This window comes from Streptococcus infantis (genome assembly GCF_047463635.1).
Lineage (GTDB): Bacteria > Bacillota > Bacilli > Lactobacillales > Streptococcaceae > Streptococcus > Streptococcus infantis_W.
Genome location: NZ_JASHDL010000002.1, coordinates 53,484 through 77,821 on the forward strand (window position 1 = coordinate 53,484; position 24,338 = coordinate 77,821).

Consider the following 24,338-nt stretch of genomic DNA (forward strand, 5'->3'; position numbering starts at 1 on the left):
GAAAAAAGATGCAATCAGAATTTTTAGAAAGTGCGGAGTTTTATAATCGTCGTTACCATAATTTTTCTAGTTATGTGATTTTTCCAAGTTTTATCTTGTTTTTGTTCCTAATCGTTTTTTCAATCTTTGCACAAAAGGAGATAAGCTTGACAGCTGGAGCTACGGTAGAACCTGCTCGTATCATTGCCACCATTCAGTCTAGCAGTAATAGCAAGATTGTGGCTAATCATTTGGCTGAAAATAAGTTTGTCAAACAAGGAGATCTTCTCGTTCAATACCAAGAGGGAGCAGAAGCGGTTCAGGCTGAGAATTATGCTAGTCAGTTGGAAATGCTCAAGGATCAGAAGGTTCAACTGGAGTATTTAAAAGCAAGCCTTCAAGCAGGAAGTGATCAATTTCCTGAAACAGATAAATTTGGCTATCAGCATAGTTTTTTAGATTATCTAAATCAAGCTGCTAGTCTGCGAAGTCAGGTTGAGCAGCAAAATGCTAGTATATCATCTCAAAATGCAGCAGCCAGTGGTAGTCAGGCAGAGTTAGGCAATCTTATCGGTGAAACCCAGTCCAAAATTAAAGAATATCAGCAAGCCAAGTCTGCTATTCAAGCTGATGGAATCTTAGAGAGTGATCATCCAGCTTATGCCATTTATCAATCAACAAAAGAGCAGGGATCGGAAGCCAAACAGCAGGCCTTATCTCAGCTAGATGCTCACATCACTCAGTTGGAGTCAACTCTTGCAGGTTATCGAGTACAGTATGCAGGATCAGGAGCCCAGCAAGCTTATGCATCTGGATTAGGAAGTCAGTTGGAGTCATTGAAATCTCAGCAACTAGCCAAGGTAGGCCAGGAATTAACGCTCTTAGATCAGAAAATTCTTGAAGTGGAGTCAGGTAAAAAGATTCAAGGAAATCTTTTAGAGAAGGGGAAAATTACAGCAACAGAAGATGGTGTTCTACATTTGAATCCTGAGCATAGTCGATCTACCATCATTCCAGAAGGAACTATCCTTGCTCACCTTTTTCCGCAGTTGGCTAGGGAGAGGAAGGCGAAACTGACAGCTTATATCAGTTCTAAGGAAGTGGCTGGTCTCAAGCATGGAAATGAAGTACGATTTACAACAGTAACAGATGCGAATAAGCAACTAGTGTTGACATCCAAGATTACCAATATCGATACCAGTGCGACTCAGACAGAAAAGGGCAATTTCTTTAAATTAGAGGCAGAGACGGATTTGAATGCTGAACAAGCAGAAAAACTTCGTTATGGACTTGAAGGTCGTTTAACCATGATTAGAGGTAGGAAGAGTTTTTTACGCTACTATCTTGACCGCTTTTTGAAACAAGAATAAGGTTCGCATTCTAACTCAAATCAATCTTAGAAAATCGCAATTGAAAAATCGTTTGCGATTTTTCTGTACTTTTTCAGACATGACATCGAATATAGTTCGTGAAATATTTGATTTTTAGTAAAAGCTGTGTTAGAATGATGTAAAGTAATGTGAAAGGCGAACAAGAAAATGTCCAGTAAACTTATTTATACGGGAAAAGCTAAAGATATCTATACTACAGAAGACGAAAATGTGATTAAGTCGGTCTACAAGGACCAGGCCACTATGCTGAATGGAGCTCGCAAAGAGACCATAGAGGGGAAAGGTGTGTTGAATAATCAGATTTCGTCTCTTATTTTCGAAAAATTGAATGTGGCTGGTGTGGCGACACACTTTATCGAACGTATTTCTGACACAGAACAACTCAATAAGAAGGTGACCATCATTCCTTTGGAGGTTGTTCTTCGTAACGTGACTGCAGGTTCTTTCTCAAAACGTTTTGGCGTGGAAGAAGGTTTGGACTTAGAAACTCCAATCGTTGAATTTTACTACAAGAACGATGATTTGGATGATCCATTCATCAATGATGAGCATGTGAAGTTCTTGGATATTGCCAATGATGAGCAAATTGCTTATATCAAGGGAGAAACACGTCGTATCAATGAATTGTTGAAAGATTGGTTTGCACAAATTGGTCTTCGTTTGATTGACTTCAAATTGGAATTCGGTTTTGATAAGGATGGCAAAATTATCTTGGCAGATGAATTTTCACCAGATAACTGCCGCCTTTGGGATGCTGAAGGGCACCATATGGATAAGGATGTTTTCCGTAGAGATCTGGGCAGTTTAACAGATGTTTATCAGGTTGTTTTGGAGAAGTTGCAGGGATTGAAGTAACCTGTTTGAAACGAAAAACCTTCGTCTTTAAAGAAAAGGGACTCAAGCTGAAAAGGTCTACTAGACCTTTTCACTCCGTAGAGATCTGGGCAGTTTAACGGATGTATATAAGGTTGTGCTGGAGAAATTACAAGGATTGAAGTAAAGTTTTACTTGATCTTCACTACAATCTTTAAGTAGAAATAGATAAAGGAACTAAAATGGATAAACGTATTTTCGTTGAGAAAAAAGCTGATTTTCGTGTCAAATCTGACTCTTTAGTAAAAGAATTACAGCATAATCTTCAGTTGAAAACCTTGAATGATCTTCGGATTGTTCAGGTTTACGATGTCTTTAATTTAGCAGAGGATTTGTTTGCGCGTGCGGAAAAACATATCTTCTCTGAGCAGGTGACCGATACTGTTTTGGATGAAGCTGCGGTTCAGGCTGATCTTGAGAAGGTTGCTTTCTTTGCTATCGAAAGTTTGCCTGGTCAATTTGACCAACGTGCGGCATCTTCACAGGAAGCTTTGCTTTTACTTGGTAGTTCAAATGATGTAACAGTGAACACAGCACAACTTTACTTGGTCAATAAGGATATTGATGCGAATGAATTGGAAGCTGTCAAAAACTACCTCTTGAACCCAGTGGACTCTCGTTTCAAAGATATCACTGTTGGCATTGCTAAACAGGAATTCTCTGAGTCTGATAAGACCATTCCAAACTTGGATTTCTTTGAAACTTATACAGCAGAAGATTTTGCACAGTATAAGGCAGAGCAAGGATTGGCCATGGAAGTGGATGACCTTCTCTTCATCCAAGATTACTTCAAGTCTATTGGACGTGTGCCAACTGAAACTGAGCTTAAGGTCTTGGATACTTACTGGTCTGACCACTGCCGTCACACAACTTTCGAGACTGAGTTGAAAAACATCGACTTCTCAGCTTCTAAATTCCAAAAACAATTGCAAGCGACTTATGACAAGTATATTGCCATGCGTGATGAGTTGGGACGTACGGAAAAACCTCAAACCATGATGGATATGGCGACTATTTTTGGTCGTTATGAGCGTGCCAATGGTCGTTTGGACGACATGGAAGTGTCAGATGAAATCAATGCTTGCTCGGTTGAAATTGAAGTGGATGTCAATGGTGTGAAAGAGCCATGGCTTCTCATGTTTAAGAACGAAACTCACAACCACCCAACGGAAATTGAACCATTTGGTGGAGCGGCAACTTGTATCGGTGGGGCTATTCGTGACCCATTGTCAGGTCGTTCATACGTTTACCAAGCCATGCGTATCTCAGGTGCTGGTGATATTACAGCTCCAATTTCAGCGACTCGCGCTGGGAAATTGCCACAACAAGTGATTTCTAAAACAGCGGCTCACGGTTATTCTTCATATGGTAACCAAATTGGTCTTGCAACAACTTATGTTCGTGAATACTTCCACCCAGGTTTCGTTGCCAAACGTATGGAGCTAGGTGCCGTTGTCGGTGCGGCTCCTAAGGAAAATGTTGTCCGTGAAAAACCTGAAGCAGGTGATGTGATTATCTTGCTTGGTGGTAAGACTGGACGTGATGGTGTCGGTGGTGCGACAGGTTCTTCTAAGGTTCAAACGGTTGAATCTGTTGAAACAGCTGGTGCTGAGGTTCAAAAAGGGAATGCCATCGAAGAGCGTAAGATTCAACGTCTTTTCCGTAATGGTGATGTGACTCGTCTGATCAAGAAATCAAATGACTTTGGTGCTGGTGGCGTCTGCGTAGCGATCGGTGAATTGGCAGATGGTCTTGAAATTGACCTAGACAAAGTGCCATTGAAATACCAAGGCTTGAACGGTACAGAAATTGCCATCTCTGAATCTCAAGAACGGATGGCCGTGGTAGTTCGTCCAGAAGATGTAGATGCCTTCATTGCAGCATGTAACAAAGAAAATATTGATGCTGTTGTCGTTGCAACAGTGACTGAAAAACCAAATCTTGTTATGCATTGGAATGGCGAAACCATCGTTGATTTGGAACGTCGTTTCCTTGATACAAATGGTGTACGTGTGGTTGTAGATGCTAAGGTGGTTGACAAGGATGTCAAGATTCCAGAAGAACGTCAAACATCCGCTGAAACACTTGAAGCAGATACGCTTGCAGTCTTGGCTGACCTCAACCATGCTAGTCAAAAAGGGTTGCAAACCATCTTTGATAGCTCAGTTGGTCGTTCAACAGTCAATCACCCACTTGGTGGTCGCTACCAAATTACACCAACTGAAGCTTCTGTACAGAAATTGCCAGTCCAACATGGTGTGACAACAACTGCTTCTGTTATGGCACAAGGGTTCAACCCTTATGTAGCAGAATGGTCTCCATATCATGGTGCGGCTTATGCAGTGATCGAAGCAACTGCCCGTTTGGTTGCTGCTGGTGCAAACTGGTCTAAGGCTCGTTTCTCTTATCAAGAATACTTCGAGCGGATGGATAAACAAGCAGAGCGTTTTGGTCAGCCAGTAGCAGCTCTCCTAGGTTCTATCGAAGCACAAATCCAGCTTGGCTTACCGTCTATCGGTGGGAAAGACTCTATGTCTGGTACCTTTGAAGAATTGACAGTACCACCAACCTTGGTTGCTTTTGGTGTCACAACTGCAGATAGCCGTAAGGTCCTTTCTCCAGAATTTAAAGCTGCTGGTGAAAATATCTATTACATCCCAGGTCAAGCTTTGGCACAAGAAATTGACTTCGATCTTATCAAGTCTAACTTTGCTCAATTTGAAGCCATCCAAGCTGATCACAAAGTAACAGCAGCATCAGCTGTCAAATATGGTGGTGTCCTTGAAGCCCTTGCCCTTGCAACATTTGGTAACCATATTGGTGCCACTGTAACCCTTGAAAATCTTGAGACTGCCTTGACAGCTCAATTGGGTGGATTCGTCTTCACATCTCCGGAAGATATTGCAGGGATTGCCAAGATTGGACAAACAGCAGCTGACTTTACACTTACTGTCAATGATGTAACGCTTGATGGACACAAGCTTGACAGTGCCTTCCAAGGTAAATTGGAAGAGGTTTACCCAACGGAATTTGCACAAGCAACTGAGTTGGAAGAAGTACCAGCTGTGGCATCAGATGCTGTGATCAAAGTTAAAGAAACAGTTGAGACACCAGTGGTTTACATCCCAGTATTCCCAGGTACGAACTCTGAGTACGATTCAGCTAAAGCCTTTGAAAAAGAAGGTGCAAAAGTCAACTTGGTACCATTTGTAACACTTAATGAAGAAGCGATTGTCAAGTCTGTTGATACTATGGTTGACAATATCGAAAAAGCTAACATTATCTTCTTTGCAGGTGGTTTCTCAGCAGCGGATGAACCAGATGGATCAGCTAAATTCATCGTCAACATCTTGCTCAATGAAAAAGTACGTGCAACCATTGATAGCTTCATCGAAGGTGGTGGTTTGATCATCGGTATCTGTAACGGATTCCAAGCCCTTGTCAAATCAGGTCTTCTTCCATATGGAAACTTTGAAGATGTAAGTAGCACGAGTCCAACCCTCTTCTACAATGATGCTAACCAACACGTGGCCAAGATGGTTGAGACACGTATTGCCAACACCAACTCACCATGGCTTGCCGGAGTTGAGGTTGGTGACATCCATGCCATCCCAGTATCACACGGTGAAGGTAAATTTGTCATGACAGCTGAGGAATTTGCAGAGCTTCGTGACAATGGTCAAATCTTTAGCCAATATGTTGACTTCGAAGGCCAACCAAGCATGGATTCAAAATACAATCCTAACGGATCTGTGAATGCGATTGAAGGTATCACCAGTAAGAACGGTCAAATTATTGGTAAGATGGGTCACTCAGAACGTTTCGAAGACGGTCTCTTCCAAAATATTCCAGGAAATAAAGACCAACACCTCTTTGCATCAGCGGTTAAATACTTTACTGGAAAATAAGATTTGCAGATTTTCTAATAGATAGTATCAATAATGTAAAAGTCATGTAGGTCTAGCTCATGATGATTGCAAATGTTTTGTTTTGCGAGTGAAGCGAGCTTCTACCGTATCATTCCGCTCTACTGAAGGAATGATACACAAATAAAAATTAGGTATATAAAATGACATACGAAGTAAAATCTCTTAATGAAGAATGTGGTGTTTTTGGTATCTGGGGTCACCCAGACGCTGCCAAATTGACCTATTTTGGACTCCATAGTCTTCAGCATCGTGGTCAGGAGGGGGCAGGAATCCTCTCCAATGACCAAGGGAAATTGAAGCGTCATCGTGATATGGGGCTTTTATCAGAAGTCTTCAAAAATCCTGCGAATTTGGATAAATTGACAGGAACTGGAGCGATTGGGCACGTGCGTTATGCGACTGCGGGAGAAGCTTCTGTAGACAATATCCAACCTTTCCTCTTCCGCTTTCACGATATGCAGTTTGGTTTGGCTCATAATGGGAATCTGACCAATGCAGAATCGCTCAAGCAAGAATTGGAACAAAGAGGAGCGATTTTCAGCTCAACCTCTGACTCAGAAATCTTGGCTCACCTTATTCGCCGTAGCCACAATCCAAACCTGATGGGTAAAATCAAGGAAGCACTCAGTCTTGTTAAAGGTGGTTTTGCTTATCTCTTGATGTTTGAAGATAAGTTAATTGCAGCGCTTGACCCAAATGGCTTCCGACCTCTGTCAATCGGGAAAATGGCTAATGGAGCAGTAGTGGTTTCATCTGAAACCTGTGCCTTTGAAGTAATCGGTGCTGAGTGGATTCGCGACGTAAAACCAGGCGAGATTGTCATTATTGATGACAATGGCATCCAGTATGACAGCTATACAAATGATACTCAACTGGCTATCTGTTCCATGGAGTATATCTACTTTGCCCGTCCTGACTCCAATATCCATGGTGTCAATGTCCATACGGCTCGTAAGCGAATGGGAGCTCAATTAGCACGTGAGTTCAAGCATGAAGCTGACATTGTGGTCGGTGTGCCAAACTCCTCACTCAGTGCAGCGATGGGCTTTGCCGAAGAATCAGGTCTGCCAAATGAAATGGGTCTTATCAAGAACCAATATACACAACGGACATTTATCCAACCGACTCAAGAATTGCGCGAGCAAGGGGTTCGGATGAAATTGTCTGCCGTTTCTGGTGTCGTTAAAGGCAAACGTGTGGTCATGATTGATGACTCTATCGTGCGAGGAACAACATCTCGTCGTATTGTCCAACTCTTGAAAGAAGCGGGGGCATCAGAAGTTCACGTTGCCATCGGTAGCCCTGCTCTTGCCTATCCTTGTTTCTACGGGATTGATATCCAGACACGTCAGGAGTTGATTGCGGCCAATCATACCGTTGAGGAAACTTGCCAAATCATTGGTGCGGATAGCCTGACTTATCTTTCGATTGATGGCTTGATTGACTCTATTGGGATTGAAACAGATGCGCCAAATGGCGGTCTCTGTGTGGCTTACTTTGATGGGAAATATCCAACTCCTCTCTATGATTATGAAGAAGAATATCGTAGAAGTTTAGAAGAAAAAACGAGTTTTTACAAATAAAATTCCCCATTGGAGGAAAGGAAAAGGAATAAACAAATGACAAATAAGAATGCATACGCTCCACGTCTCACTACTGACTAAAAGCTAAAGCATTTGTCAGTAGACGCTTTCTCCTATGGGACCAAAGCTAGAGACCTGACTAGTATTTTTAGATAAAATAATCGTTTATCTAAAAATACGTCGTAGTCTTTCTCAAAAAAGAAAAGGAATGAATAAAATGACAAATAAAAATGCTTATGCGCAATCGGGTGTGGACGTTGAAGCGGGTTATGAAGTTGTTGAACGGATCAAAAAACACGTGGCTCGTACAGAACGCGCAGGTGTTATGGGAGCTCTGGGTGGTTTCGGTGGCATGTTTGATCTTTCAAAGACAGGTGTCAAAGAACCTGTTTTGATCTCAGGGACGGACGGTGTCGGAACCAAACTTATGCTGGCTATCAAGTACGACAAGCATGATACCATTGGTCAGGACTGTGTGGCCATGTGTGTCAACGATATCATCGCTGCAGGTGCAGAGCCTCTTTACTTCTTGGACTATATCGCAACTGGTAAAAATGAACCAGCTAAACTAGAACAAGTTGTTGCTGGTGTGGCTGAAGGTTGTGTGCAAGCTGGTGCAGCCCTTATCGGTGGTGAAACGGCTGAAATGCCTGGTATGTACGGTGAAGATGACTATGACTTGGCTGGTTTTGCTGTTGGTGTTGCAGAAAAATCTCAAATCATCGACGGTTCAAAAGTAGCTGACGGAGATGTGATTCTTGGACTTGCCTCAAGCGGAATACATTCAAATGGTTACTCACTTGTTCGTCGTGTCTTTGCTGATTACACAGGGGAAGAAGTTCTCCCAGAGTTGGAAGGTAGAAAACTTAAGGACGTCCTTTTGGAACCAACTCGTATCTATGTCAAAGCAGCTTTGCCACTCATCAAAGAAGAATTGGTTAACGGTATTGCCCACATCACAGGTGGTGGTTTCATTGAAAATGTACCACGTATGTTCGCGGATGACTTGGCTGCTGAAATTGATGAAAGCAAGGTTCCAGTTCTTCCAATTTTCAAAGCTCTTGAAAAATATGGCCAAATCAAACACGAAGAAATGTTTGAAATCTTCAACATGGGGATTGGTCTCATGCTTGCAGTAAAACCAGAAAATGTGGAACGTGTCAAAGAACTTCTCGACGAACCTGTCTATGAAATCGGTCGGATTGTCAAGAAGACAGATGCAAGTGTGGTGATTAAATAATGGCTAAAAAGATTGCTGTTTTTGCCTCTGGCAACGGCTCAAACTTTCAGGTGATTGCAGAACAATTTCCAGTAGAATTTGTCTTTTCAGATCATCGGGATGCCTATGTACTTGAGCGTGCAGAGAATCTTGGGGTATTATCCTACGCTTTTGAACTCAAGGAGTTTGAAAACAAGGCAGACTATGAAGGAGCCATCGTCGATCTCTTGGATGAACGCCAGATTGACTTGGTTTGTCTTGCAGGCTACATGAAAATCGTCGGTCCAACCTTGCTAGCAGCTTATGAAGGCCGTATCATCAATATTCACCCAGCTTATCTCCCCGAATTTCCAGGTGCTCATGGTATTGAGGATGCTTGGAATGCAGGCGTTGACCAGTCTGGCGTGACTATTCACTGGGTGGACTCTGGTGTTGATACCGGTAAGGTTATCAAACAAGTCCGTGTGCCACGCCTTGAAGGGGATACCCTTGATACTTTCGAGACTCGCATCCACGAAACAGAGTACAAACTTTATCCAGAAGTATTGGAACATTTGGGAGTGGAGAGTAGATAAAAAGTAAATCAAGTTTTGATTATGCAATATTGCTAGGAGAAAAAATGATTGAGATGAAATTAGTAGATGAGAGCAGTTTTCAGGCAGTGCTGGATTTGAAAATATCTGACGCTGATGAACGAGCACGTTTCGTGGCTCCAAATGTACGCTCTTTAGCTGACGCATGGCTCTACCGAGAGAATGGGGATGTGTTTCCAATGGCAATCTATTGGAATAAGCTTGTAGTTGGTTTTCTCCTGTTGGAAATAGATAAGGATGAAGCGGAATACTTTATCTGGAGGATAATGATTGGCCAGCAGTACCAAGGAATAGGTTATGGACGAAAAGCCTTGGAAGTTTTGATCAAAAAGGCTCAGATGGATAGCACTTGCAATCATATTATCGCAGATTATGTGGTTGGAAATGAAAAAATGAAGCACCTACTGACTAGTTTGGGTTTTCAGGAAACAGGATTTATAGAAGAAAATAACGAAGTCGCTATGCGCTTGGATCTAAAGAAAGAGGAATAGAATGACGAAAAAGGCCTTAATCAGCGTCTCAGACAAAGCGGGCATTGTAGAATTTGCCCAAGAACTTAAAAAACTTGGTTGGGATATCATCTCTACAGGTGGGACCAAGATTGCCCTTGACAATGCTGGGGTGGACACCATTGCCATCGACGATGTGACTGGTTTCCCAGAAATGATGGACGGTCGTGTCAAGACTCTCCACCCAAATATCCACGGAGGGCTTCTTGCTCGTCGTGACTTGGATAGCCACTTGGAAGCGGCTAAGGACAATCAGATTGAGCTTATCGATCTTGTTGTAGTTAACCTTTACCCATTTAAGGAAACCATCCTCAAACAAGACGTGACTTATGCTGACGCAGTTGAAAACATCGATATCGGCGGGCCATCCATGCTTCGTTCAGCGGCTAAAAACCATGCTAGCGTAACAGTTGTGGTAGATCCTACTGACTATGCTGTGGTTTTGGACGAATTGGCAGCAAATGGCGAAACAACTTACGAAACTCGCCAACGTCTGGCAGCCAAGGTTTTCCGTCACACAGCGGCTTATGATGCCTTGATTGCAGAGTATTTCACAGCTCAAGTGGGTGAAGTAAAACCTGAAAAACTGACCTTGACCTATGACCTTAAGCAGGCTATGCGCTATGGGGAAAATCCTCAACAAGACGCTGACTTCTATCAAAAAGCTTTGCCAACAGATTACTCAATTGCATCAGCGAAACAGCTTAACGGTAAGGAATTATCCTTTAACAATATCCGCGATGCGGACGCTGCCATTCGTATCATCCGTGATTTCAAAGACCGTCCAACCGTTGTGGCTCTCAAACACATGAATCCATGCGGTATCGGTCAAGCTGATGACATCGAAACTGCTTGGGATTACGCTTATGAGTCTGACCCAGTGTCTATCTTTGGTGGTATTGTCGTTCTCAACCGTGAGGTGGATGCTGCGACTGCTGAGAAGATGCACGGTGTTTTCCTTGAAATCATCATCGCACCAAGCTATACGGATGAAGCGCTAGCCATTTTGACCAACAAAAAGAAAAACTTGCGTATCCTTGCCTTGCCATTTGACGCTCAAGAGGCTAGCGAAGTGGAAGCAGAATACACAGGTGTGGTTGGTGGGCTTCTCGTACAAAACCAAGACGTGGTCAAAGAAAGTCCAGCTGACTGGCAAGTGGTGACCAAACGCCAACCAACTGAGACAGAAGCGACTGCCCTTGAATTCGCTTGGAAAGCTATTAAATACGTCAAATCAAACGGAATTATCGTAACCAACGACCACATGACACTTGGAGTTGGCCCAGGTCAAACCAACCGTGTGGCTTCAGTCCGTATTGCCATCGACCAAGCTAAAGACTGTCTGGACGGTGCTGTTCTTGCTTCGGATGCCTTCTTCCCATTTGCGGATAATGTGGAAGAAATCGCTAAAGCAGGAATTAAGGCCATCATCCAGCCAGGAGGCTCCGTCCGTGACCAAGAATCTATCGAAGCAGCGGATAAATACGGATTGGCCATGGTCTTCACAGGCGTGAGGCATTTTAGACATTAAGAAAATGAAAGGGAAGAAAACAGTTTCTTTCCTTTTTTGGTTTAAAATGCTAAGTGAAACAAGATTAAAACGAACGTTTGTGTTATAATATTAGTAAATAATTCGCAAAAGAGGTTGAAAGATGAAGCTGTTAGTTGTCGGCGCGGGTGGTCGTGAACATGCCATTGCTAAGAAGTTGCTTGAGTCAAAAGACGTTGAAAAAGTCTTTGTAGCTCCTGGGAATGACGGGATGACTCTGGATGGTCTGGAATTGGTAAATATCTCTATTTCCGAACATTCTAAATTGATTGAGTTTGCAAAAGCCAACGATATTGCTTGGTCCTTTATCGGTCCAGATGATGCCCTTGCAGCTGGGATCGTGGATGATTTTAATAAAGCTGGGCTCAAGGCTTTTGGTCCGACTAAAGCTGCGGCTGAGCTTGAGTGGTCTAAGGATTTTGCTAAGGAAATCATGGTCAAATATGACGTTCCAACAGCAGCCTATGGGACCTTCTCAGATTTCGAGGAAGCCAAGGCCTATATCGAAGAAAAAGGCGCTCCAATCGTAGTCAAGGCAGACGGTTTGGCCCTTGGGAAAGGTGTTGTCGTTGCTGAGACAGTCGAGCAAGCCGTCGAAGCTGCTCATGAGATGCTTTTGGACAATAAATTTGGTGACTCAGGTGCGCGTGTGGTCATCGAGGAATTCCTTGACGGAGAAGAGTTCTCTCTCTTTGCCTTTGTCAATGGTGACAAGTTCTACATTATGCCAACGGCTCAGGATCACAAACGTGCCTATGATGGGGACAAGGGACCTAACACTGGTGGGATGGGTGCCTATGCGCCAGTTCCTCACTTGCCACAGAGCGTGATTGATACAGCGGTTGACACCATTGTCAAGCCAGTCCTCGAAGGCATGATTAAAGAAGGGCGCCCCTATCTTGGTGTCCTTTACGCTGGGCTTATTTTAACAGCTGATGGACCCAAAGTCATCGAGTTTAACGCTCGTTTCGGAGATCCTGAAACGCAAATCATCTTGCCTCGTTTGACTTCTGATTTTGCGCAAAATATTACGGATATCCTAGATGGTAAAGAGCCAGCCATCACTTGGACGGACAAGGGTGTGACACTAGGCGTGGTTGTAGCTTCAAACGGCTACCCACTCGCTTATGAGAAGGGTGTCAAGCTTCCAGCCAAGACAGAAGGTGACATCATCACTTACTATGCCGGAGCTAAATTCGCTGAAAATGGACAAGACCTTCTTTCAAACGGAGGCCGTGTCTACATGCTCGTCACAACAGCAGACACCGTCAAAGACGGCCAAAACATTATCTACAGCCAACTCAACAAACAAAACACAGAAGGCCTCTTTTACCGAACAGATATCGGAAGCAAGGCTATAAAGTAAAAGTATAAAAATAACGCGACGAAGTCGCCAAATACGATAATGGTCGCCGTAGTGAAAAGACCAGAACAGTTTCTGTTCTGGTCGGGGGAAACTTTGAGACCTTAGGCTCAAAGTTTAGGAATGAAACCGAAGGTTTGCTTCCGTCCCCACCACCTAAGACCATTATCAAAAAAGAAAAGGATATTATTAACTATGAAACCAGTAATTTCCATCATCATGGGCTCAAAATCTGACTGGACAACCATGCAAAAAACAGCTGAAGTCCTCGACAACTTCGGTGTTGCTTACGAAAAGAAAGTTGTTTCCGCACACCGTACACCAGACCTCATGTTCAAACATGCTGAAGAAGCACGTAGCCGTGGCATTAAGGTCATCATCGCAGGTGCAGGTGGTGCAGCCCACTTGCCAGGGATGGTAGCAGCCAAGACTACACTTCCAGTCATCGGGGTACCTGTCAAATCACGTGCCCTTAGCGGTGTGGATTCTCTCTACTCTATCGTTCAGATGCCGGGAGGCGTACCTGTTGCGACAATGGCTATCGGTGAGGCTGGAGCGACTAACGCTGCCCTCTTTGCCCTCCGCCTCCTCTCAGTAGAAGACGAAACCATCGCGACTGCCCTTGCTAATTTTGCTGAAGAACAAGGAAAAATCGCAGAGGAGTCTACAAATGAGCTCATCTAAAACAATCGGAATTATTGGGGGCGGTCAGCTTGGTCAGATGATGGCCATTTCTGCCATCTACATGGGTCACAAGGTTATCGCGCTGGATCCTGCAGCGGATTGCCCGACCTCTCGCGTGGCGGAGATCATCGTGGCTTCTTATAATGATGTGGACGCTCTTCGCCAGTTGGCGGAGCGTTGCGATGTCCTCACTTATGAGTTTGAAAATGTGGATGCCGACGGTTTGGATGCCGTTATCAAGGATGGGCAACTCCCTCAAGGAACGGACTTGCTCCGCATTTCTCAAAATCGCATTTTTGAAAAGGACTTTCTCTCAAACAAGGCCAAAGTCACCGTTGCACCTTACAAGGTTGTGACCTCAAGTCAAGACTTGGCAGATATCGACCTATCGAAAAACTATGTCCTCAAGACGGCGACCGGTGGCTACGATGGGCATGGACAAAAAGTTATTCGCTCAGAAGCAGACTTGGAAGAAGCTTCTGCACTAGCAGATTCAGCAGACTGCGTCTTGGAAGAATTTGTCAACTTTGACCTGGAGATTTCTGTCATCGTGTCTGGAAATGGCAAGGACGTGACAGTCTTCCCAGTTCAGGAAAATATCCACCGCAACAACATTCTTTCAAAAACCATTGTGCCTGCTCGCATTTCAGAAAGTCTAGCTGAAAAAGCCAAGGTCATGGCAGTACGAATAGCAGAACAACTAAACCTTTCTGGAACCCTCTGCGTGGAAATGTTTGCGACAGCTGATGACATCATTGTCAACGAAATAGCGCCACGTCCACACAATTCAGGCCATTACTCGATTGAAGCTTGTGACTTCTCCCAGTTTGATACTCATATCTTGGGCGTTCTCGGAGCACTACTCCCAGCAATTCACCTTCATGCTCCTGCTGTTATGCTCAATGTTCTCGGCCAACACGTCGAGGCTGCTGAAAAATATGTCACAGAAAATCCAAGCGCCCACCTCCACATGTATGGTAAAATAGAAGCGAAGCACAACCGCAAGATGGGACATGTGACTTTGTTTAGTGATACGCCAGATAGTGTGGATGAGTTTGGGAAAGAGATAGATTTTTAAGAGGTGAGTTTGAAAAAGTGTTCTTAAATTTTAAAAAATTTTTAAGTTTATGTAGTATTGGAGTATTTTTATTAGCAGTATGTTCAAATAACAAAACTTTATTATTAATATCCTGCATATTACTTTTCTTCATTTCTAGATATTATTATATTAAAGGAGACAACCCGTTTAACAATATAAAGAATTTAATTAAAGAAGTAAGGGATAAAAATTATTTTTACATTTTAGATGAATCTATGAAAACAGATATTGAAAAAAGAAGAATTATAGATAAACGTTTATTCGAATTTTCGTCTTTTATTATCATGCTAATAATGAGTGTGTTTGCATTAATTCTTATTTTTTTTTCAAATGAAGTTGTTATATTCGTTATAAGGATAATAAGCTACATTTTATTTTTTGTAGATTTGATGATATATTTGTTGAGATATAGGTACTACTGGGTTAGCTTCCAATATTACTTAATTCCAATAACAGTTTCAATATTAATACTTAATTCCTTTGAGGATATTCAAAAGTTTAGTGTAATTTTATTTTACTTTTTTTTAGTGCTTATTTGTTACCTTGCTCTAACAATTGTTTTACCTCTCCCCTACCTAAGAAAAGTTTCGAAAAGCACATTTTTTGTGGGAGTTATCTTATCGGTTACTATTCCAATAATCATTAATAATTTTTTAAATCCATATATGGTGGATGCAATAAAAAAGTGTATCCAAATTGTTGTAACTCCAGAAATGATAGAACAAATTGGATTACCTAAGGAAATAAATGAATACTTTAGCAATAAACAATTAGCTGATATTATTAGTCAATATAGAGAGATTGTTGTAGATGTAAAATTGGATGCTGAAAAAGAGGTGTTTACAACCATCGGAAATATGTGTATTTCATCTTATACTTTAGGAACATTAATAATAAATTATAAGATAAAGCTCGGAGAATATATTGCAAAAGAAAAGTATAGACAGCTAAGTAAATATACTGGAGTAGATTTGTATAAGGAGATTCGCGATTGTGTATTTTATGGTGGTGAAAACTATAAAGATAAAATAATGGAAAATAGAAATTACGCAGAATTAGTTCAAATAAATGAATTAAATAAAGATATCCCCAATCAAAATGTTCCAAATCCCTTTTTTTTAAGAATGTTACTATAATTACATTTATGAAAATGTAAAAACGGAGTTTGAAGAGCTGATTACTCAATACTCTGAAAACCATTTAGCTTAGCGATTTATGATTTGTCGTTGGATGTCTATCTCGACATTTTATCGCACTATCCGTCTGTATGGATTGGGAAAGAGGAGTTTGAATAGTGAATTAAGTTTTGATTATATCTTTCTTATCTGAGGACGAATATGTCTGTTATAAATATTGAAATAAGTAATATAAGAATAAATCAATTATTGAAAGTGAGTGATAATTAGAATGAATGAGTTTAGTCAGTTTATTCCACAAAACATAGTAACTAAATTTAAACAATTCGAAGCTAAGATGAAAGATAATCTTCAAGAGTATGTAATGTTAAACAAAGCAATGAGGGGGTATAATCTTGAGGATATTCCTTATCCGAGTATATATTCTGGTGAGTTAATTTATTCTAAGGCGGCATTTTATTCTGGCAAGAAATCTCATTTTATAGATTTTAAAAATACAAAGCTTCACTTTATTGAAGCCATCACAATGTTTGAGAGTTATATTAACTATTTAGCTGAAATTAATTTTAATAATTTCCCTAGGAAATTAGGCGAGTCACCTTTGGACTCCTCAAAGTTAATGAACTTAATCTATGAGTACGATCGTTCTGAGGATATTATCGAAAAAATTATTGAAGAAAAAGTTCGATCAATTTTTTATGGTAATCCTAAAAATATTTTTTTAAAGGATCCATGTAAGTTGGAATTAAAAAATTATTTTAATGATAATTATAGAGAAGAAATTACATATTTTTCGAATATAATTGCTAGAAGAAATGCCATAATCCACAATAATTCACGAGTGGATACAAAATTTTTAAAAGAATGTAAAAATTCAAATTATAATATAAATGAAAAAATTATTATAAGCGAAGAGTATTTATTGGCGACAATCTCCCTTCTTGTTGGTTTAGCTGGGGAAGTTACATCATTATATTTAGAAAATGTTTATAAATTTTCTCCGAGAAAAACTTCGATTCTATATGATAGTACAAAAAAATTTAGAACTCTATGTAGAATAGGTGATTTGTTAAAGGTTTTATAGTTATGGAAATAGAAATTATAGATTCTTCTTTATCCGGTTACTCTGAGGATGCGAAGAATAATATTAAGGAAGCGATTGAAGAGTATTCAGAAATACTAATTGAAGAAACTGATAAGGTAGAAAAAACTCATAGGAGTAGAACATCTTCGAGCGTTAAAGAAGTAGTTGGAAGTCATGTTTTAGAGGCGAATTCTAATCTTAAAGAGAATTTTAGACAATCCAAACGAGATAAAATAATTATAGGAATACTTCAAGTGTTTACATCAATATTATCGGTCGTAGTAGGATGGATGTGGGATAGTGATGCTAATAAAATTAATTTACCAATGTTTATTCTTATAATAGCTGTCACTTTACTCATTTTATTTGCACAGTTTTATTACACTGTGTTAAAGGAGAGATAATGCTTATGAATAATAAAATATTTGATTACTTAGATGACGCGGCAGAGGAATATAAAAAATTATTATTGAAAAAACTTATGGAAGATTCTAGAGATGTAGGTGATATTACGGTAAATAACTTAGTAATTATAGATGAAAAAATAAAGGTTCCTTTACGTAATAAACTGGAGAATCGTTACAGTAGATTTCAACTATTAGGTCTATTATATGCTTTTAGTGGCTTAATGCTACTGTTATTTTCTTTTGTTTACAAATCGGATTATTTATATTCTAGAGATAGTATCTTTGTTATAATATCAATAGTGTTAATATTTTTAGGAGTATATATATATTTGTTTACACTTCTTTCTAAAAATTTAAAACTAAGAAGAAGATATAATTTGGAGAAAAGTAATGTTTCCCTTGATAGTCTTATTATTTCTCAATATAGAAGATTAGAATATATTTTGAAAGAGTGCATTCCAAATGCGCCAGAGAAATCAATACAAATAGCCTTGATGGAACTCAAGGATAAAAAAATTATTACGGATGAAGAATTAAATTTTCTAAGAGATTTTATAGGGCTTAGGAATCATTTTGTACATTATAGAGACGATGCAGTAGATTATTATAATAGTTTCAAGGTGATTTTTCGTGCTGAGGAAGTAATTAATAGATTAGAAAAAGAGATTTAAACTAGTCTTTTAATTGATTCTTTATTATTCTTGGTAAGAAATTTGAAGTAGAAAAAGAAAGGAAAATAAAACAATGATCGAACGTTACTCTCGCCCAGAAATGGCGAACATTTGGAGTGAAGAAAATAAATACCGTGCTTGGCTTGAGGTGGAAATCTTGGCTGACGAGGCATGGGCTGAGTTGGGGGAAATCCCTAAGGAAGATGTGACTTTGATTCGCGAAAAAGCGGACTTTGACATCGACCGTATTTTGGAAATCGAGCAAGAGACTCGTCACGATGTGGTGGCTTTCACGCGTGCGGTTTCTGAGACGCTTGGTGAAGAGCGTAAGTGGGTTCACTATGGCTTGACTTCTACTGACGTGGTGGATACGGCCTACGGTTACCTCTACAAGCAGGCCAACGACATCATCCGTCGTGACCTTGAAAACTTCACCAACATCATCGCTGACAAGGCTAAGGAGCACAAGTTCACCATTATGATGGGTCGTACCCACGGTGTGCACGCTGAGCCGACAACTTTTGGTCTTAAATTAGCAACTTGGTACAGCGAAATGAAGCGCAATATCGAGCGTTTCGAGCATGCGGCTGCTGGTGTAGAAGCTGGTAAGATTTCTGGTGCGGTTGGGAACTTTGCCAACATTCCACCATTTGTTGAAAAATACGTCTGCGAAAAATTGGGTATCCGTGCTCAGGAAATTTCTACACAGGTGCTTCCTCGTGACCTTCACGCTGAGTACTTTGCAGTTCTTGCCAGCATCGCGACTTCCATCGAGCGTATGGCGACGGAGATTCGTGGCTTGCAAAAGTCTGAGCAACGCGAAGTAGAAGAGTTCTTTGCCAAAGGTCAAAAAGGTTCATCTGCTATGCCTCACAAACGCAACCCTATCGGTTCTGAAAACATGACAGGTCTTGCGCGTGTTATCCGTGGTCATATGATTACAGCCTATGAGAATGTCGCTCTCTGGCATGAGCGTGATATCTCTCACTCATCAGCTGAGCGCATCATTACACCAGATACGACCATTTTGATTGACTACATGCTCAACCGCTTTGGAAATATCGTCAAGAACTTGACGGTCTTCCCAGAAAACATGATCCGCAACATGAACTCAACTTTCGGTCTGATCTTTAGCCAGCGTGCTATGTTGACCTTGATTGAGAAAGGCATGACCCGTGAGCAAGCCTATGACTTGGTACAACCAAAAACAGCTTACTCTTGGGACAATCAAGTAGACTTTAAACCTCTTCTCGAAGCAGATCCAGAGGTGACTTCACGTTTGACACAAGAGGAAATTGATGAAATCTTCAACCCTCTTTACTACACCAAACGAGTGGATGATATCTTTGAGCGCCTCGGGCTTGGTGACTAATATTTTGTAATAGACCCACAAGCAAAATAGTTTTTATATCTAATGCAAAAAGCGAGACTTAAGTCCCGCTTTTTATCTTATATCAAAAGATTCATCTTTAATCTTTTTTCTTGCTAAGTCCGTAAGCTGTAAGAGCTGACATAAGACCAGTAGCAATTAACCATTCTGAGCCTTGAGTTCCTGTTTCAGGTAGTTTTTTCTCTTTTGCTACAGGAGCTGGACCTTGAGGAAGAGCTTTATTTTCCTTAGCAGGAACAGTTGCTGGAGCTGGCTCGCTTGGGATTTCTAGTGTTGGTTTTTCTTCGGCGATGGCAGCTTGTCCATGTTCATCACCAGCATGAGTGACAGGGTTCCCCACTTCAATCACTTGAGTAACAGGTTCTTGCGCTACGACACTTGTAACCAATGTTCTAACTTCAGTTCCGTCTGCAGCCGTAGTTACAGAATAGAAATGACTACGACGACCGTTTACACCTTCAGTCACGATACGAGATTGTCCTTTAGGTAACTGATTAGTTTCACGAGTGATGGTTGTAAATGGAATTTCTTCATTTTGGATGTCAACTCTTGGTTTGTTTTCAGCGATAGTAGCTTGTCCTTTTTCATCACCAAGGTGAGTAACAGGGTTCCCCACCTCTACCACTTGGGTGATAGGTTCTAGGCTTATTTCACTGCTTACTAGAGTTTTAACTTCAGTTCCATCTGTAGCCGTAGTTACAGAATAGAAATGACTTAGACGGCCGTTTACACCTTCAGTTACGATAGTAGCTTGTCCTTTAGGTAATTGATCGGTTTCACGTGTGATGGTTGTAAATGGAATTTCTTCATTTTGGATGTCAACTCTTGGTTTGTTTTCAGCGATAGGAGCTAGTCCATTTTCATAGCCAAGGTGAGTGACAGGGTTTCCCACTTCTACGACTTGAGTGATCGGTTCTAGGCTTACTTCACTGCTTACTAGAGTTTTAACTTCAGTTCCATCCGTAGCCGTAGTTACAGAATAGAAGTAGTTGCGACGACCGTTCACACCTTCAGTCACGATACGAGATTGTCCCTTAGGCAACTGATCAGTTTCACGAGTGATGGTTGTAAATGGAATTTCTTCATTTTGGATGTCAACTCTTGGTTTGTTTTCAGCAATAGTAGCTTGTCCTTTGTCATCACCAAGGTGAGTGACAGGGTTCCCCACTTCCACCACTTGGGTGATAGGTTCTAGGCTCACTTCACTGCTAACTAGAGTCTTAACTTCAGATCCATCCGTAGCCGTAGTTACAGAGTAGAAATGGCTGCGACGACCGTTCACACCTTCAGTCACGATACGAGATTGTCCCTTAGGTAGCGAAGGAGTCTCGCGAGTGATGGTTGTAAATGGAATTTCTTCGTCCTCGATGACAACACGTGGTTTTGCATCTGCAACAGGAGCAACTCCTTCTTCGTCTCCTACGTGAGTGACTGGAGTTCCAACTTCTACCACTTGAGTGATAGGTTCTTTTGTGACTTTGTCTTCAAGAACTGTTTCGGTTTCCATACCATTTTCAGTCACGACAGAAAGGTAATTTGTACGTTCTCCTTTGACACCGACAGTGATGACTTTTTCTTGTCCTGCTGGGAGGTTAGGATTGTCTTTCTTAACGATTTCAAAAGGAATTTCTTCTGTCTTAACGAGAAGCTCTGGTCGGTTTTCAACAGCAGCAGGAGTTTCGCTTTCATCAAGACTTCCTGAGTGAGTTGCGGCTGGTTTAAGACCTAGTCTAGCTACTTTAAGATTAGCTACAAGTGCATCCAACTCAGCTTGTTTATTACGGTTAAGATTGTAGTTAAGAGCTTCTTTAGCAGCTTTGAGAGCGTCTAGGCTTTCTGTGCTATATCCTTCTAAGTTTTCAGGGATTTGAGCAAGTTCTTCGCGTAGTGCTTTGTAGTCAGCACGGAAGTAGTCTTTGTTGTGGTCTGCAAAGGCAGTCATGAGTTCAAAGATTTCTTCTTCCTTGTATTCAGCGCTTGGTCTATCAGCCCAGATAGCTAGCATACTACCAATAGTAGGTAGGTCAACTTCAGGATATTTAGTTGATGCTAGTTGGTTAAATGGAGTTTTTTCAGTATTTTCAATAGCTTTCTTGAGGAAGCCACCACCATCTTCTGGTTTTTGACCGAGAATGTAGTACCAATCTCCATTCGTGTTAAGGAATTTGTACCCCTTACTTGCTAGGTATTGAGGAGATGCAAGGTTGTAACCCCACCATCCTTTAGACCAGTAAGAGATGATAACGTCTTTATCAAACTCAACATCATCCTTGTCTTCGTAGTAGAAACCGTCGTTAAAGGCCATTGGTTGAAGACCTTTTTCTTTAGCCATGGCAGCTAGGCTATTAGCATAATCCGCAAACTTACCATAGAGGCCATACCACTTGAGGTAGTACCAACCTTGAGCGTTGGTAGCATCATTGGCATACTCATCTGTACCATAGTTAAAGATCTTAGTTTTGCCTGCAAAGAAGTCCATGTACTTGCCGATAAGGGCTTTCGTAAAGTTCATTGCTTCTTCGTTTTCAAGGTCCATGGTTGTTTTTGAAACCTTGTCAAAGTTAGCTTGAGGGTTTGCGATGCCTAGTTTTTCCATAGCGACAAGCATAGCATCCATGTGGCCAGGGCTGTTGATAGCAGGGATAATTCCAATGCCTCTATCTTTAGCATACTGGATAAGTTCAGTAATTTCAGCTTGGTTCAAAGTAGTTCCATTAGGATCGTCGTAGTAAGATTTTGTTCCTTCAATGATGGCATTTTTCACATCGTCACTAGCATAGGTCTTGCCGTTTGCTGAGATACTCATATCATCAAGTAGGAAGCGAAGTCCATCGTTTCCAAGGAGCAAGTGAAGGTCAGAGTAACCGAGTTCGCTGGCTTTATCTACGATGCGTTTAAGTTGGTCTAGCGTGAAGTATTTACGACCAGCATCGATAGAGATGACCTTGTTCTTAGCTAGTTTTTCAACTTCGCGTTTAGCATCTTCTTCTTTTTGAGCTTCTGGAGTGAAGGTCAAGTTGCTAACAGCTTCTTGGAGTTTTGCGATCGCTTGGTCAATAGTATCTTGTTGAGCACGGCTGAGGTTGCTATCGAGAGAACGGATGGCTTTTTCAGCTTCTTTAACGGCTGCAATACTTTCTTCTGTGTAGCGAGTAAGGTCTGTTGGAACTTCTTTCAGAGCTTGTTCAGCAGACTCGTAATCAGCAGCGAAGTATTCAGCATTTGAGTTTGCAAATTGACGCATGAGTTTGAAGAGACGAGATGGAGAGTAGCGAGCAGATGGAGTATCAGCCCAAGCAGCTACCATACCACCGATAATAGGAACGTCAGCTCCTTCTGTTTTTGGTACAGAAGTAATCGGTGTGCTCTTAATACCGTTCAATCCTTGATCTAGGTTATACCACCCTTGTCCGTCAGCATTACGGCCGAGAACGTAGTACCATGCATCATTAGTGTTGAGGATTTCGTGTCCTTTTTCAGCTAGTAATTTAGAAGAAGCGACATCGTAACCGCCCCAGCCACCAGTCCACATAGAGACGATGATGTCCTTGTCAAAGGTACCAAAACTTGTATCGCTATTATAGTAGATACCGTCGTTGAAGGCCATAGGTTTTAGACCGTGAGATTTGACGATACGAGCTAGGTCATTAGCATAGGCGATGAATTTGTCATAGCCCTTGTCTGGGAATCCATCTTCTGGATACCATTTATAGGCTTGAAGAACGCTCCATCCTTTAGCATCCGTAGCATCGTTAGCGTACTCATCCAAACCGATGTTGAAGATTTCAGATTTACCAGCAAAGTAGCCTGCATACTTATCAATCAAAGCTTTTGTGAAGGCAACTGCTTTTTCATTGTCGAGGTCGACAGTACGTGCTGATTCTTTACCAAAATAGTTAAAGTTAGGCTTTTCAATACCTAGTTTTTTCATGGCATTGAGGATAGCATCCATGTGACCAGGACTGTTCACTGTTGGGATAAGGCCGATACCTTTATCCTTAGCATAGTTAATCAAGTCGGTCATTTGGCTTTCAGTTAGATGATTGCCGTTTGGATCGTTGTAGTAGGCATTTGTTCCGTTTTCAACAGCGCGTTTGACATCATCGCTTGCATAAGTCTTGTCCCCTACAGTTAGAGACATATCATCAAGCATAAAACGCAAGCCGTCATTTCCGACTAGGAGATGAAGATCAGTATAGCCATAGTGTTTGGCTTTGTCGATGATTTCTTTCAGTTGTTCAGGAGAGAAGTATTTACGCCCTGCATCGATTGAAACGATTTTCTTTTTAGCTAGTTTTTCATTGACTTGAGCTGCTTTCTCTGTAGCGACTACAGGAGTTTCAACTTTAGCAACTTCTTTGTTTTCTGCCTTTTCTGGTTCTGGCTGCTTAGCTTCTTCAGTTACTTCTGGTTTTGCTGGAGTTTCTTCGGTTGTAACAGTTTTTTCTACAATAGGTGCAGGAGTAGCTTCAACTTTTGGTGCTTCAGTGTTTGTTACAGGTGTCACTGGAGCTGCAGGAACTACGGCTTCTGGTGTAGGACTAGTTTCAAGTTTTTCTTCGCTGGCCTGTGGAGACGATTCTCCTGCGGCTTGGATAGTAGGTTGATTCTCTGTTGTAGTAGGTACGACTCCATCAGCGGCAACAGCTTGCGCATGAAAGGCAAAGCCGATCAAGACAGAGGCTGCTCCGATTGCGTATTTACGAATAGAGAAACGCTGTTTATTTTCTGGTTTCATTAAATAACCTCCTAATTTATTGTTTTGGTAGCGTTTTCACAAACTGATTCCATTGTATTATCTGAATCTAGTAAAGTCAAGTATTTTAATAAAATACCTATAAAAAATATAAGAAGTTATTTAATTTGAACTGCTTTTCAA

At 41.2% G+C, this 24,338-nt stretch carries 17 protein-coding genes; 16 read left to right on the plus strand and 1 reads right to left on the minus strand.

The annotated features are described in order from the left end of the window. Window positions 1-8 precede the first annotated feature (8 nt). From QM867_RS02015 to purB, 16 genes are all read left to right on the plus strand, one after another. On the plus strand, window positions 9-1,349 hold the full coding sequence (locus QM867_RS02015; protein ID WP_414315049.1) for a bacteriocin secretion accessory protein: 1,341 nt from the start codon (window positions 9-11) through the stop codon (window positions 1,347-1,349). Between the two features lie 168 nt (window positions 1,350-1,517). Then, the gene (purC, locus tag QM867_RS02020) at window positions 1,518-2,225 is read left to right on the plus strand and encodes a phosphoribosylaminoimidazolesuccinocarboxamide synthase (RefSeq protein WP_414315050.1); all 708 of its coding nucleotides are present in this window, start codon (window positions 1,518-1,520) and stop codon (window positions 2,223-2,225) included. Window positions 2,226-2,425: 200 nt separating this feature from the next. After that, window positions 2,426-6,151, plus strand: a complete 3,726-nt coding sequence (locus tag QM867_RS02025; protein ID WP_414315051.1) for a phosphoribosylformylglycinamidine synthase — start codon at window positions 2,426-2,428, stop codon at window positions 6,149-6,151. A gap of 161 nt (window positions 6,152-6,312) precedes the next feature. Then, a complete protein-coding gene (purF, locus tag QM867_RS02030; protein WP_414315052.1) occupies window positions 6,313-7,755 on the plus strand; it encodes an amidophosphoribosyltransferase in 1,443 nt (480 codons plus the stop codon). Window positions 7,756-7,972: 217 nt separating this feature from the next. Next, a complete protein-coding gene (purM, locus tag QM867_RS02035; RefSeq protein WP_371607953.1) occupies window positions 7,973-8,995 on the plus strand; it encodes a phosphoribosylformylglycinamidine cyclo-ligase in 1,023 nt (340 codons plus the stop codon). After that, window positions 8,995-9,549 (plus strand): phosphoribosylglycinamide formyltransferase, encoded by a 555-nt coding sequence (purN, locus tag QM867_RS02040; protein ID WP_281335551.1) that lies wholly within the window; start codon window positions 8,995-8,997, stop codon window positions 9,547-9,549. The genes purM and purN overlap by 1 nt, the downstream gene beginning before the upstream one ends. Window positions 9,550-9,593: 44 nt before the next feature. Then, window positions 9,594-10,058 carry a GNAT family N-acetyltransferase gene (locus QM867_RS02045; protein ID WP_281335550.1) on the plus strand — a complete coding sequence of 155 codons (465 nt, stop codon included), beginning with the start codon at window positions 9,594-9,596 and terminating at the stop codon, window positions 10,056-10,058. Window position 10,059: 1 nt separating this feature from the next. Further along, complete coding sequence (purH, locus tag QM867_RS02050) at window positions 10,060-11,607, plus strand: bifunctional phosphoribosylaminoimidazolecarboxamide formyltransferase/IMP cyclohydrolase (protein WP_414315053.1); 1,548 nt, start codon at window positions 10,060-10,062, stop codon at window positions 11,605-11,607. A gap of 121 nt (window positions 11,608-11,728) precedes the next feature. Next, window positions 11,729-12,991, plus strand: a complete 1,263-nt coding sequence (gene purD, locus QM867_RS02055; protein ID WP_414315054.1) for a phosphoribosylamine--glycine ligase — start codon at window positions 11,729-11,731, stop codon at window positions 12,989-12,991. A gap of 192 nt (window positions 12,992-13,183) precedes the next feature. Beyond that, window positions 13,184-13,672 carry a 5-(carboxyamino)imidazole ribonucleotide mutase gene (purE, locus tag QM867_RS02060; RefSeq protein ID WP_414315055.1) on the plus strand — a complete coding sequence of 163 codons (489 nt, stop codon included), beginning with the start codon at window positions 13,184-13,186 and terminating at the stop codon, window positions 13,670-13,672. Beyond that, window positions 13,659-14,750: a 5-(carboxyamino)imidazole ribonucleotide synthase gene (purK, locus tag QM867_RS02065; protein ID WP_414315056.1), complete on the plus strand. Its 1,092-nt coding sequence runs from the start codon at window positions 13,659-13,661 to the stop codon at window positions 14,748-14,750. The genes purE and purK overlap by 14 nt, the downstream gene beginning before the upstream one ends. 17 nt (window positions 14,751-14,767) lie before the next feature. Further along, a complete protein-coding gene (locus QM867_RS02070) occupies window positions 14,768-15,907 on the plus strand; it encodes a hypothetical protein (protein WP_371607945.1) in 1,140 nt (379 codons plus the stop codon). Window positions 15,908-16,178: 271 nt separating this feature from the next. Then, a complete protein-coding gene (locus QM867_RS02075) occupies window positions 16,179-16,991 on the plus strand; it encodes a hypothetical protein (protein WP_414315057.1) in 813 nt (270 codons plus the stop codon). A 2-nt stretch (window positions 16,992-16,993) separates the two neighbouring features. Beyond that, complete coding sequence (locus tag QM867_RS02080) at window positions 16,994-17,395, plus strand: hypothetical protein (RefSeq protein WP_371607943.1); 402 nt, start codon at window positions 16,994-16,996, stop codon at window positions 17,393-17,395. 5 nt (window positions 17,396-17,400) lie between these two features. Next, window positions 17,401-18,069, plus strand: coding sequence for a hypothetical protein (locus QM867_RS02085; protein ID WP_371607942.1), 669 nt, complete (start codon window positions 17,401-17,403; stop codon window positions 18,067-18,069). 73 nt (window positions 18,070-18,142) lie between these two features. Further along, window positions 18,143-19,441, plus strand: coding sequence for an adenylosuccinate lyase (gene purB, locus QM867_RS02090; RefSeq protein WP_371607941.1), 1,299 nt, complete (start codon window positions 18,143-18,145; stop codon window positions 19,439-19,441). Window positions 19,442-19,538: 97 nt separating this feature from the next. Here the strand turns inward: purB and QM867_RS02095 are convergent, their stop codons facing one another. Further along, window positions 19,539-24,197, minus strand: coding sequence for a G5 domain-containing protein (locus tag QM867_RS02095; protein WP_414315058.1), 4,659 nt, complete (start codon window positions 24,195-24,197; stop codon window positions 19,539-19,541). Between the last annotated feature and the right edge of the window lie 141 nt (window positions 24,198-24,338).

Bases quoted from the DNA above. Each gene is read 5' to 3' on its own strand.
- QM867_RS02095 (WP_414315058.1), bottom strand. From the start codon at position 24,197: ATGAAACCAGAAAATAAACAGCGTTTCTCTATTCGTAAATACGCAATC.
- QM867_RS02025 (WP_414315051.1), top strand. From the start codon at position 2,426: ATGGATAAACGTATTTTCGTTGAGAAAAAAGCTGATTTTCGTGTCAAA.
- purK (WP_414315056.1), top strand. From the start codon at position 13,659: ATGAGCTCATCTAAAACAATCGGAATTATTGGGGGCGGTCAGCTTGGT.
- purM (WP_371607953.1), top strand. From the start codon at position 7,973: ATGACAAATAAAAATGCTTATGCGCAATCGGGTGTGGACGTTGAAGCG.
- purD (WP_414315054.1), top strand. From the start codon at position 11,729: ATGAAGCTGTTAGTTGTCGGCGCGGGTGGTCGTGAACATGCCATTGCT.
- QM867_RS02085 (WP_371607942.1), top strand. From the start codon at position 17,401: ATGAATAATAAAATATTTGATTACTTAGATGACGCGGCAGAGGAATAT.
- purN (WP_281335551.1), top strand. From the start codon at position 8,995: ATGGCTAAAAAGATTGCTGTTTTTGCCTCTGGCAACGGCTCAAACTTT.
- QM867_RS02075 (WP_414315057.1), top strand. From the start codon at position 16,179: ATGAATGAGTTTAGTCAGTTTATTCCACAAAACATAGTAACTAAATTT.
- QM867_RS02080 (WP_371607943.1), top strand. From the start codon at position 16,994: ATGGAAATAGAAATTATAGATTCTTCTTTATCCGGTTACTCTGAGGAT.
- purB (WP_371607941.1), top strand. From the start codon at position 18,143: ATGATCGAACGTTACTCTCGCCCAGAAATGGCGAACATTTGGAGTGAA.
- purE (WP_414315055.1), top strand. From the start codon at position 13,184: ATGAAACCAGTAATTTCCATCATCATGGGCTCAAAATCTGACTGGACA.
- QM867_RS02045 (WP_281335550.1), top strand. From the start codon at position 9,594: ATGATTGAGATGAAATTAGTAGATGAGAGCAGTTTTCAGGCAGTGCTG.
- QM867_RS02015 (WP_414315049.1), top strand. From the start codon at position 9: ATGCAATCAGAATTTTTAGAAAGTGCGGAGTTTTATAATCGTCGTTAC.
- purC (WP_414315050.1), top strand. From the start codon at position 1,518: ATGTCCAGTAAACTTATTTATACGGGAAAAGCTAAAGATATCTATACT.
- purH (WP_414315053.1), top strand. From the start codon at position 10,060: ATGACGAAAAAGGCCTTAATCAGCGTCTCAGACAAAGCGGGCATTGTA.
- purF (WP_414315052.1), top strand. From the start codon at position 6,313: ATGACATACGAAGTAAAATCTCTTAATGAAGAATGTGGTGTTTTTGGT.